The organism is Thioclava sp. ISO4 (assembly GCF_058105145.1).
Window position 1 is genome coordinate 205459 of the sequence record NZ_CM176571.1, and the last position, 11863, is coordinate 217321.

The 11863-nt window shown below is 62.2% G+C and carries 10 protein-coding genes; all 10 read right to left on the minus strand.

Annotation, left to right across the window (positions count from 1 at the left end):
• Positions 1 to 47: 47 nt before the first annotated feature.
• A complete protein-coding gene (locus AC2TZ7_RS01120) occupies positions 48 to 1235 on the minus strand; it encodes a Shedu immune nuclease family protein (RefSeq protein ID WP_489865599.1) in 1188 nt (395 codons plus the stop codon).
• 221 nt (positions 1236 to 1456) lie between these two features.
• Positions 1457 to 2089, minus strand: a complete 633-nt coding sequence (locus AC2TZ7_RS01125) for a tyrosine-type recombinase/integrase (RefSeq protein WP_489865600.1) — start codon at positions 2087 to 2089, stop codon at positions 1457 to 1459.
• Positions 2090 to 2261: 172 nt separating this feature from the next.
• Positions 2262 to 2906, minus strand: coding sequence for a DUF2268 domain-containing putative Zn-dependent protease (locus tag AC2TZ7_RS01130; protein WP_489865601.1), 645 nt, complete (start codon positions 2904 to 2906; stop codon positions 2262 to 2264).
• Positions 2907 to 3271: 365 nt separating this feature from the next.
• Positions 3272 to 4327, minus strand: coding sequence for a ketopantoate reductase family protein (locus AC2TZ7_RS01135; RefSeq protein WP_489865602.1), 1056 nt, complete (start codon positions 4325 to 4327; stop codon positions 3272 to 3274).
• A gap of 23 nt (positions 4328 to 4350) precedes the next feature.
• Positions 4351 to 5139, minus strand: a complete 789-nt coding sequence (locus tag AC2TZ7_RS01140) for an SDR family NAD(P)-dependent oxidoreductase (protein ID WP_489865603.1) — start codon at positions 5137 to 5139, stop codon at positions 4351 to 4353.
• Positions 5140 to 5154: 15 nt separating this feature from the next.
• Complete coding sequence (locus AC2TZ7_RS01145; protein ID WP_489865604.1) at positions 5155 to 6012, minus strand: intradiol ring-cleavage dioxygenase; 858 nt, start codon at positions 6010 to 6012, stop codon at positions 5155 to 5157.
• A 14-nt stretch (positions 6013 to 6026) separates the two neighbouring features.
• Complete coding sequence (locus tag AC2TZ7_RS01150; protein WP_489865605.1) at positions 6027 to 7091, minus strand: maleylacetate reductase; 1065 nt, start codon at positions 7089 to 7091, stop codon at positions 6027 to 6029.
• Between the two features lie 60 nt (positions 7092 to 7151).
• Positions 7152 to 9674, minus strand: a complete 2523-nt coding sequence (locus AC2TZ7_RS01155) for an ATP-binding cassette domain-containing protein (protein ID WP_489865606.1) — start codon at positions 9672 to 9674, stop codon at positions 7152 to 7154.
• Positions 9675 to 9758: 84 nt separating this feature from the next.
• Positions 9759 to 10826: a substrate-binding domain-containing protein gene (locus AC2TZ7_RS01160; protein WP_134331218.1), complete on the minus strand. Its 1068-nt coding sequence runs from the start codon at positions 10824 to 10826 to the stop codon at positions 9759 to 9761.
• The gene (locus AC2TZ7_RS01165; protein ID WP_489865607.1) at positions 10813 to 11841 is read right to left on the minus strand and encodes an ABC transporter permease; all 1029 of its coding nucleotides are present in this window, start codon (positions 11839 to 11841) and stop codon (positions 10813 to 10815) included. Before AC2TZ7_RS01165 ends, AC2TZ7_RS01160 begins: the two co-directional genes overlap by 14 nt.
• Between the last annotated feature and the right edge of the window lie 22 nt (positions 11842 to 11863).

The window sequence follows — 11863 nt, forward strand, 5'->3', positions numbered from 1 at the left end:
TGTGCCGAGTTCAGTAAACTCGCAATTTAGGCGCATGGGCGGGGCACTCAGAACGGAATTTCGTCCTCATCATCAGCAGTTTGGATGCTCGACGCCGCCGCATGATCGACGATAAATCGAGCACGCTCATAGAGCTCGTCGAAGGTGAGGATCTCTGGTTGCCGGAGGTTGCGGCGGAAGTCCTCGAAGGCCCTGTAGCGAGCAGAATTCACGCCGTGTTTAGTTTGGAACTGCCTCAGGCTGCCAATGACGAGAAACGATCTTGGCTGGACTGACATAAGCTCTTCGCCGGTTGGGTTGCCTTGCTCATCGGTAAGCCGGTGATGCGTGTCGAGAACTTCGCTCGCGGCACGCAGAGTTTCCTGGCATTGCGCCACTGATCCGCCAAGCTCGGTCGAGGGAGCCCAAGTCCCAGGGCGGTATTCGCTTTTCCTCAGAAGTTCGGTGGAGCTCTTCTTGATCTCGACGAGGCACAACGCGTTGATAGCGGCACGTGTCTTCATGATACCGTCTGGGATTTTACCGGGCGTGACGAGACTCGAACCTCTAATCGTTTGTTGCAGCCTCCGGCCGTCAAGGCCCGTCGTGAAAATGTAGCTGAGTCCATAACCGAAAATCCATTGATTGCGCTCAAAGAACGCCTGCCAATCGTTCTCGGAAATTTCGGCGTGATCGTCGAGCATGTCAGAGAATACCTTCAACTGCTCACGACGGAAAGCGAGCGCCACCACGTCTTCGGTGGTGATCTCGCTGCGTGCAAATTCGGCCACGATATCGGGCCGATTTTCGAGGAGCTTTCGGGCCGCATCATCTGGCATATGAACAAGTCGCAGGTCGGCTTCGTCGACGGTAAACTTTTCCGGGCCTGGGATTTCGACGCGCCGAAGATTATCCAGAAAAGTCATTAGCCTCGCGATCTGCTCACCATATAGCACGACCTGATCGCCAATCGGATTCCCGGTCTTCGTGCTCCATCTCTGGATGTGGAGATGGGTGATGCCCCGCCCGTCCTCGACGAAGCGCGCCTTTACCTGCTGAATACCGGTCTGCGTCTCATGAAGAACGCATTCTTCTCCTTCCTTTACGAGCTCTTTCAAGGGACCCACCTCGAAACGTTTCCAACCAAAGCGGTAGACGGTATCACGCCCTGGGAAACCGAAGCGCTTCGAGATGTATAACCTGTGCGGCCGACGGTTGTGCGCATGCTCGAGTTCCTTGGGGTCGATTTCCTGCATCAGATGTTCCACAATCGGGGTATATACCGATTCTACCCGCCGATACGGTTGGATCGCAACATCGCCGAATAAATGGGCGGCTCAACGCGGCAACTCGTTGACTCGCGCCGGCCTCCAGAACACGCGTATGCAAAGAATGTCAGGTTCGGTGGGCTGCGCCGCAGCATAGCGATAATAGGGGAACGGCCGCTTTGGGCCGTCCATGAAGACGGCCCGTAGTCTCAGATTTCAATGGCTTCGGCGATAGCAAGTGCGTCTTCAAGCTCGACACCCAAATATCTGACCGTGCTGTCCATCTTGGTATGGCCCAGCAGGAGTTGAACCGCGCGCAGGTTGCCGGTCTTCTTGTAGATCTGAGTGACCTTGGTCCGGCGCATAGAGTGCGTGCCGTATGCGCTCGCCTCCAGCCCGATTGAGATCACCCAATCCCTGACGATGCGTGCATATTGCCGGGTCGAGATATGAAGTCGTTCGTGAAAACGCCCAGGCCATAAATACTCTGATCCGACCATCAAGGGGTCTTGCATCCACTTGTCCAATGACGCCCGCGTGCCATCCGAGATTTCGAACCGCACTGCTTTCTGCGTCTTGCTCTGCAGGACCGAGGCACGTTCCTTGATCTGGCCGGAAGCCATGACATCTACGACCTTCAGTTTTACCAGATCGCACCCGCGCAGCTTGCTGTCGATAGCCAAGTTGAAGAGCGCCAAGTCGCGATGGTTCTCGGCCAGTTCAAGCCGAACCCTGATCGCCCAAACATGCTTGGGTTTTATAGGCCGCTTCTGGCCAACGATGCGCCCCTTGTTCCAAGCAGGGCGAAGCGCGCGAATGGCAGGTAAGTTCGGTGTTTGCATGACTGATCCTCCGATCCGCCACGCCCTCCACATCGACAACCCGACGTTGACGGATCATCATATCATGAAATGCTGCGGCGCATCCGAGCTCCGCTTCGAGCCCTTCTTGCAAGATGCTGCAATGGGCACGAACGGCGGCTATCGAATATCGATGATATCCTGTGCTTTTCATTCAATAGCCGATTTTGAGGTCGCCGAGAAAGCTTGCCGCTTCGGTATGGATTAGCGTGGCGGGCGTTTCGTTCGGATGCGCGATGAGATGCCTCTCAACCAGGGCATATCCAAGGGCATAGCCCCGCCACGCGGGATCCGTTCCGAAAAACCATGCGGCGTGGTCGTAGGCTTCATCGTCCCAAGCAGCCGCTGCGTCACTTGCGGCTTGCGCGAGGGCTTCGTCATCAAGTGACGACTCCCACTTTTCCGGCGGCCCCCCATAGAGCTGCTGCGCGAAGTGACCTGCCAACCCTTCGGTGACAAGGGCCTCGCCCAGCGTGCGGCCATAACCCGGCCCGCGCCACCGCAGCGCATGGTGCAATTCGTGAACAATGGTTCGCTCAAGCGGTTCGCCCAGATTTTGCGCACAGTTCGAGTTGGCAGGATCGAAGGTTAGTTGGATCATATCGGCGGTCGGGGCATAGCCCGCGTGCCCCAGATGCGCGATGACGCGGCCCGGCCAAGCCTGTATCACCACGTCGAGATTTACGGGTTCGGTAACGGCCTCTGCGCGCGCTTGCGCACGATCAATCGCGGCGCGGATCGGGGACACGAGGCCGTTGAGGCGACCCGAGGAATTGGCAATGTGGATGGTCCAGGTCATGAGACCTGAATACACAGGTAGAGCTGGCCGGTCCAATCCACGGGAGCGGACCTTCGTGCAAAATACAGCGAACGCCCGCTCTGTCCGCACACCGACGTTTTAGTCGAAAAAATGCTGCGCGATGCGCGAACGGCTGCTTCGACGGGCCGCACCGCAGCATTCGGAACGTGGGGCCAAGGTCGCCTGTGGGCCGTTCACTGCGCCCAAGCAGGAATGGTGGAAGTTGAGTTCCGCTGCACACGCCACGAACGTCGGAATAGCGCGTCAAAGAAGAAAAGACCGAATATTTCCAAGATGGCGTAGAAGCTCCTTTCTGGAAACTAATGATGAAGCCACACTGCGCGACGACGCCCGATAGTTCCTTGCTACGCCTGCGCCAGCCCCCGGTAATGCGCTACAAGTTCGCGCGCGTTGTCGGGGTGATGCCTGCGCCGGCCGGCCTCAATCTCCTTCGCCATCTCCACGACCTTGCGGTTCATCGGCGCCTCCTTGCCGCGCGCCTCGAGGAAGTCGACCACCAGCCCGTTCACCTCGTCGACCTCGGCGCGACGGCCCTTGCGCCAATCCTGCAGCGAGGTCGTCAGCGTGTCGTCCCTTGAGAAGGTGCGAACGACCTCGTCGAAGATCTCGTCGACATAGCGTTCCGGGTGGTTACTCATCACCGGCGGCATCCCGATGATCGGCATGATGGTGGCGCCGTCAGCGAGTGCTGCCTCCATTGCTTCATAGCCGGCGCGCCGCATCACCTCGAGAAACTCGGGATCGCGGACGCTGTCACGCATAGCTGTGTCGATGATCGCCGTGGGGATCAGTTCGGCTGCATTCACCACCAGCTTCATCCATTTCGCCGAGCGGATATCGTCCACCACCTGAACGGTGCCGGAATGGCGCAGGATATCGGCGACGTCGTGCACCCGCGGCTGTTGCTCGGGGTCGAGCGCGCCAAGCGCGAACCAGCTTTCGTCCGTGTCGTTCTGGCGGGTCGTGATCCCCGGCTCCCACATGTTCGACGCAATCTGGATAACCGCGCCGATCGTGCGATGCGCGCCGACGATGTCGGCGATCGCCTCGTGGGTCATGCCGTTCTGCAGTCCCACGACGAAGCCGTGCTCCGCCAGAACCGGCTTGATCATTTCCGCCGCCCAGCGGGTGTCATAGGCTTTCACCACCATGAAGACGAGATCGAAGGGCTCCTTGATTTCGGCGATCTCGCACAGGTGCAACGCCTTGACCGGCGTGTGCAGCTGCCGTGTCGGCAGGTTGACCGTCAGCCCCTTCTCGCGCATCGCCTCGACATGCGCCGGCCACTGGTCGATGAAGGTGACGTCGAGCCCCGCCAGCGCGAAATCGGCGGCGACCGATGCGCCCTGCGCACCGGTCCCGATAAAGGCGATCCGAGGGAAAGGGGGTTGCTTCGTCATCGGGCGTATCTCCTCGGTTGCGGTCATTGCATGATCATCCCGCCGTCGATCTGCAGGCATTGGCCGGTCATGTAATCTGAGTCCGGCGAGAGCAGGAAAGCCACCGTTCCGGCGACATCGGCGGGCGTCGAAGTCCGGCCGAGCGGGATCCCGGCGGCGAAGTTGCGCAGGGCCTCACCCGGCTCGGAGGAGACGCCCATTTCCATCAAGTCCTTGTCGAGCACCGTCCAGAGGTCGGTCTCCACCACGCCGGGAGCGAAGGCGTTGGCTGTGATTCCGTGCGGCGCGAGCGTGCGGGCCGCCGCCTGCGTCAGGCTGATGACCGCGGCCTTGCTTGCGCAATATGGGGCGAAATCACCGAAACCGGCGCGGCCCGCCATCGAGGCGGTGCTGATGATCTTGCCTTTCCGCTTGGCCGCGATCATCGCCTTCGCCGCTTCCTGGATGCCGATCATCACGCCCATGCCGTTGACCGACATGACCTGCGTCCAATTTTCTTCGGTCGTCTCGAGGAACGGCTGCGGACGGTTGAAACCTGCGTTGTTGACGATGGCATGGAGAAAGCCGAACTCCGCCTCGCAGGCGGCAATGGCCCCGCGGGTGGCAGCCCGGTCTGTCACGTCGGTCTTGCAGAAAATCGCGCGTCCACCGTCGGCGGTGAGGGCTGCGGCGGCCTCCGCGCCGGCCTCTTGATCAAGATCGGCAATCACCACGCCGTATCCAGCCGCCGCGGCGCGCCGCGCAATCTCGAGACCAATGCCCCGTGCGGCACCCGTAACGACAACGCCGCCCATTTGCTCTTGTTCAGACATGATATCCTCCCCTGCTCAGGTCGCGCGGTGCAGCACGAAATCGTAGTTGGACTCCCACAGCGTTTCGCCGTTTTCGACCGGGGTGAACTCGGCGATCAGGGATTCCTTGACGCCGAACACCGCATCCGAGGTCAGGTATTTGTCGCCCGCCACGAAAGTATGGGTCGTCACCGGATCAAAGCCCTCGGCGCTGACGATGAAATGCATATGCGCCGGGCGATACGGGTGACGCCCGAGCTTACCCAGCATCTTACCCACCGGACCGTCATCGGGGATCGGGTAGGAGACCGGCTTGATCCCCTCAAACCAGTAGCGCCCGTCCGGCCCCGTGGTGAACACGCCGCGATTGTTGTTGCGCGGCTGAATGTCCGGCTGCTGGACGTCGTAGAAGCCGTCCTCGCTGTCCGACCAGACGTCGATCCGCGCCCCTTCGACCGGGTTGCCGTCGAGATCGGTGACCGTGCCATAGAAGCGGCAGGTCTCGCGCCCGCCCGCTTGCGTGATGTTCGCGCCCATCTCGTATTCCGGCACGCCATCGACATGGAACGGGCCGAGCACCGTGTTCTCGGTCGCCCCGGTCGGGCGGCGGTTGTTGATCGCATCGACCAGCATCGAGACGCCAAGCACATCAGAGAGCAGGATAAACTCCTGACGGTTCTCGTCGCAGATCTGTCCGGTCTTGGTGAGGAAATCGATCGCGATGTCCCATTCGGCCTGCGTCAGCTCGACGTCCTTCACGAAAGCATGCAAGTGGCGGACGAGGCTCGCCATCACGGTCTGGAGGCGCAGATCGGTGCTCTCCGAAACCCGGGCGTTGACGGTTTCGACCGAGGCGTCCTCGGTGAAATAGGCGATCTTCGGCTCTTGGGTCATGTCATTCATTCCTATCAGGTCGTGACGGGGCGCTGCCCGGCATGGGCGCGGCTCAGCAGGTCGAGAATGCCGTCGCGCGTGATTTCGCGCGGGTTCTTGTAGGGGTTCTGGACGGCCATATCGGCGGCGCGCGCCAGATCGCTTTCCTTGAGGCCATAGTCGGCCAGCGCGAGAGGGGCGCCGATGGAGCGCGCGAAGTCGTAGAGTCCGCCGCCCAGATCGCCACCAAACAGCTCGGTCGCGCGCGCCAGTTCGGCAGACGCCGCCGCGGCGTTATAAGCGGCGGTATGCGGCAGCAGGATCGCGTGCGTTTCCGCGTGGGGCATGTCGAACCCGCCGCCGAGCGTGTGGCAGAGCTTGTGATGCAGCGACATCGCGACCGCGCCCAGCACGGTGCCGCAGAGCCACGACCCGTAGAGCGCATCGGCGCGGGCATCGCGGTCCTCCGGCGTCTCGACGATCCGCGGCAGCGCTGATTTCAGCGCGCGCAGCCCTTCGACCGCCATCAGCGACGTGACCGGGTTCGCATCGGGCGCGTAGAGCGCCTCGACCGCATGGGCCATCGCGTTCAACCCGCTCGCAACGCTCATCGCGACCGGCAGGCCCAAGGTCAGATCGGCGTCGTAGATCACAGTTTCCGGGCGGATCTTGGGGGCGCGGACGGTCGTCTTCTGCCCCTTCTCGGTCTGGCCGAGAATGTCTGTCACTTCCGAGCCGGCATAGGTCGTCGCGATCACCACCTGCGGTGCGTCATTGCGCCAGGCGATGGCCTTGCCCAGACCGATGGTCGAGCCGCCGCCGAGCGCCACGACGCAATCGGCCTTGGTTTCGTTATAGATCTTGAGCGCAGCCTCGGTCACTGCGACGGGCGTGTGCATCGCGGCTTCGGTGAAGGTTCCGGCCGCCATCTCCCCGAGGTCTTTCGCAAGCGCCTCGGCGTCGTTTTTCTGGAACGGCGTCGACAGGATCAGCGCGCGGGCGCAGCCCAGTCTCTCCACCTCCTCGGCGACCTTCACCGAGGTCCCGGAGCCAAAGACGATACGCCCGGGGCTGGATGTGTAAATGAACGCTTCAGGCATGGTTCCTCCCTGCGCCTCGCACAGACGAGGCGTTGAATTGAGCCAGCGTGGTCCGCGAGGTTACTCCTCGCTGCGCCGACGCGCGGTCGTGTAGATGAGCGCCGCCACGAGGATCAGCACCCCTTGGAAGCCGTATTGGTAGGCCTGCGACAGCCCGAGGAAGGACACGGCGTTGAGCACTTCGGTGAGAAGCACCGCGCCCAGCAGCGAGCCGATGAAGGTGCCGCGCCCACCGAGAAGGCTGGTGCCGCCCAGCACGACCGCGGTGATGCTGCCCAGCGTGTAGTTCACGCCCTGCGCCGGGTCGCCGACGCCGATCTGCGCCATCAGCATGATCGCACCCAGTGCGGTCAGCAGCGACACGGCGATATAGCCGAGCACGAAGGTCCGATCCGTGCGTATCCCGATCCGCCGCGCAGATTCCTCGTGCGAGCCGACCGCGCGAAGCTGCCACCCTGCCCGCTTGCGGCGCAGACCCAGCTCCATCGCGATGGCGATCACGATCATCACCACGAAGGCGATCGGGATCGGCCCGAAGCTCCGGGTGAGCGTATCGATCACGTCGAAGGAGATGTAGCCGCCCGGACCTTCGCGCAGCACGAAGCTCAGGCCCTGGAGGCCGATGAACATCGCCAGTGTCGCGGCGATGGGTGTGAAATTGGCGAAACGGATCAGCACGCCGTTGATCAATCCGACGACGATCGCCGCGCCGAACATCAGCGCGAAACCTAGCGCCATTGTCGAGGTCGGGCTGCCATCGTTGATGAAGAAAGACCCGATCACCACGAGGAAACCGGCGAGAGGTCCGACCGACAGGTCGATCCCGCCCATCAGCAAGGCAATGGTCTGCCCCAAGGCGATGAAGCCCAGTGCAGTGGCGAGGATCAGGATGTTCGAGACGTTGAAGGACGATAGGTAATTCTCGTTCTGCGCGCTCACGAAGAGCGCGAGCAGCACGGTCACCAGCGCAAGCGGCACGATTGTCGCATTATCTGTCTGCACGAAGTGCCGCAGCTTCGCGCCGAAGCCCTCTTTCGCGCTCCGTTCCTCGGCCACATGATGGGCATGCGTGTCCGCTTGGACCGCTGCGCCGACGATGCGAGCCTCGGTGATGTCCTCGCCGCGCAGCGTCTCGACGATACGGCCCCGCGACATGACCAGAACGACGTCGCAAAGCCCTTCCAGTTCGGCCGCGTCCGAGGAGTTGACGATCACCGGAGTGCCCGCGTCGGAGACTTCGCGCAGGATCCGGTAGATCTCGAAGCGCGCGCCGACATCGACACCCTGCGTGGGTTCGTCAGCCACGATGAAGCCGGGCTCCGAGAGAAGAGCGCGGGACATCACGATCTTCTGCTGGTTGCCGCCCGACAGTTGGGAGACCTTCGCTTCGACGCCTGCGGCCTTCACCGCGAGTGAGGAGAAGACCTCCTGCACTTTCTTCATTTCCTTCTTGCGATCGAGCACGCCGCTTGAGGCATATTTGTCGAGAGAGGCGAAGGTCGCGTTTTCCCGGATCGTGAGATCCGCGGCGAGGCCTTCCGAATGACGATCCGAAGGCATGAAAGCCGCTGCGTGCTTGAGTTCTTTGGATGCGAGCGTCCGGCCATGAAGCTTTATCGCGCCGCGATAGGGCTGAAGGCCGACCAAGGCGCGCATCAGATCGGACTGGCCGTTGCCTTCGACGCCAGCGACGCCAATGATCTGGCCCCGCCCGAACGAGAATGACACGTCCGAAAATTTGCGACCGCTGAGGCCTTCCACCTCAAAGTTGATCGGGGGATTGGCGTCGGCGCATTTCGGCGGGAACGCAGAGGCCAGGCGGCGACCGACGATCAGATCCAGAAGTTGGGAATTGCTGATCTCGCTCGCAGGCGCGCTGCCCCGGTGACGGCCATCGCGCAGCACGGTCACGCGATCCGCGATCTGACGCAGTTCGGCCAGACGGTGGGTGATATAGATGACGGCGGTGCCGGAGGCCTTCAGCGCCCGAACCTTCGCGAAAAGCATATCCGTCGCGTCCTGATCGAGCGCGGCCGTCGGTTCATCCAAAATAAGCACACGGGGCTGGACGGCGAGCGCTTTCGCCAGTTCCAGCAGGTGTTTCTGCGCGATGGTCAGCGTATCGACACGCGCGTTCAGCGGCACCTCAAGGCCGACCTCTTCCAGCAGACGCTTACCGACGCGGTCTTTGCGGTCGCCTTGGAAAACAGAGGCTGGCAGTGACACCTGCAGGTTCTCGAGCACCGTCATGTCAGGCAAGATCGCCGGGTGCTGATAGGAGATCGCGACGCCAAGCGCCGACGAGCTTTCCGGCGAGAGCGGCATCACATCACGCCCGTCGAATTCTATCCGGCCGGTGCTGGGCTGCAGAACGCCTGTGATCAGGTTCATCAGGGTCGATTTCCCGGCCCCGTTCTCGCCCAGGATCGCGTGCACTTCGCCCGCGTGAATGTCGACGCTCACATCACTCAGGGCGCGGACCGCCCCGAAGGATTTCGACACACCGCGCAAGCGGATCACGGGGGTGCCCGTTGACGTTTCGCGGAGCCCGTCCGCCTTCTCCATCGGTTCGATTTCAGCCAATGCTATCATCCGTTTAGTTCCGCCGATCTGAGGGGTTGGCGCGGGTATCTCCGGGCGGATCGCGCCGCCCGGAGACAGGGGAGGTTACTGGCCGACGGCCTTCGCCTGCTCGTCACCCGAAAGCTGAGCAGAGAGATAGATCGCGCCGGGCAGATCCGAGCGACACTGAACGGGGTTCGGATCCCCATCGGTCGAGTCCTCGAAGTTCGGGGCCTTGAAGACTTCCTCCGACGGCGGGGTGCCACCGGTCGCTTCCGCGATCGCCCATTGCACGGCGAGACGAACGTTGTCGTTGCCGGTCGCGACCGTGAAGAGCTTGAAATCGGGGTTGTCGGCGTGGACCTTCTCCCAGAAGCAGCCGAGCGAGTTGCCATCGGACGTGGCGATCGCCGGGATCGAGCGGTCGAAGTTCGCAAACACCGGCAGCGCACCCACGAGCGACGGGCCGAAGTCGGACACGATAACGTCGATATTGTCATGCTGCGCGATAGCGGCCGATAACACCTGCTGCGTCAGGGACGGATCCCAGTTGGTAACCGCGAAGGGGTCCGGGTTCAGGAACTTGTAGCTGTCGTCGAGGATGTTCTTCATCCCCTTGAGCTCGTCCAGACCCTGGCTGTTGCCCGCCGGGCCCGACAGGAACAGGATGTTCGCGCCGTCCGGGAAGTTCTCCTTGATCCACTTGCCCCAGCTTTCGCCGTCATAGACGAAATCGGCACCGACGAAGCGGGTGTAGTTCTTGCCGGCTTCCCCGCCGACATTCACACGGTAGGGCACGACGACCGCGCCCGAGCGATATGCTTTGGTCAGCGCGGGCAAGATCGCGGGACCGGCATCGCCGAAGACAACCATTGCATCGACACCGCGTGCCGCCATCGAGTTGATGTCGGAGATCGCCTTCTGCGTGTCGCCCTGACCGTCGGCATAGTAGTAGTCGGTGATGCTCGGACACTTCGCGGCTTCCTCCTTGCCCGAAGCGGTCGTCACCAGACGCCAGCTATTGCCCCCGAAACCGTCGAGCAGCGCCAGCGAGGCCTTGTTCGGGCCGCACCAGGAGGGTGCGTCCTCTGCGCTGGCCGCCGAGGCCGAGAGGGCAATTCCAAGCCCCAGCGCCATATAGGCAGCGCATCCTTTCAGGTTAGACAGTTTCATGGTTCTCCTCCTCTGTAGAACTTGTTTGTTCTGTCTTGAAACGGTTCGTCCATTCGATCGAGTAGACCCCGATGCCGAATACAAGAGCGAGCGCCTGCACGATGGTCTGCGCCGAGTAGGGCACACCGATCGACAGAGCGAACTGGCTTAGCTGATTGAGAAAGAAGGCGGCGATGACGACCGAGATCGGAAAGCCGCGCCCTCCCAGAAGCGATGTCCCTGCCAGCACCACAACGGCGACCGAGGGCAGAAGCAGGCTGTTGCCCTGAAATGCCGTGGGTTCGCGGGTGATGCCTGCGATCAGGATGCCCGCGGTGCAGTAAAGGATCTGCGCCGCCACATAGGCCATCGCCTGATACGGTTTGACGCTCAGACCCGCCGCGCGGGCCGCCTTCGGATTGGCCCCGATCGCCTCGAAGCGACGGCCAGCCACCGTCTTTTTCAGACCGAAGGACACGAGAGCCAGAATAGCGAGGGCGAACAGGACCGAATGGGGAATGCCCAGGCTCTGACCGCCCGCGATATGGGCCAGCAGGTTCGTGGTGATCCGCGGCACACCGCCGGAGATCGCGAAGACCGCCGAGAACAGAAGCGCGTTCATCCCGATGGTCGCAACGATCGCGTTCAGGCGGAAATAGGCGACCATGATGCCGTTCAGGATCCCTGCCGCGAGCGCGAAGCCGACCGCGATGACAAGTGCGGGCAGAAGCCCGGCATCCTGCCCGTTGGGCATGTGGGTCGCGATCACCACCGCAAGCGATACCGACCCCGGCACCGACAGATCGAAGCCGCCCTGCTGCACCACAAGCATCTGGCCGAGCCCGACGATGCCAAGCACCGCCGCGAAAGGCAGGCTGCCCATCAGCGACCCGGCGGTGACCGCCGAGGGTGCGAAGATGACGCAAAGAAGGATGAGCGCCAGCGTCGAGGCGACGATGGTGACGAAGCCCTTCGACAAGGGCATCGACATCAGACCCGTCGGGCCTCCGAAGCTATGCGGCGTCGTCTCAGCCATGATTTCTCCTCCTCCCTCGCGT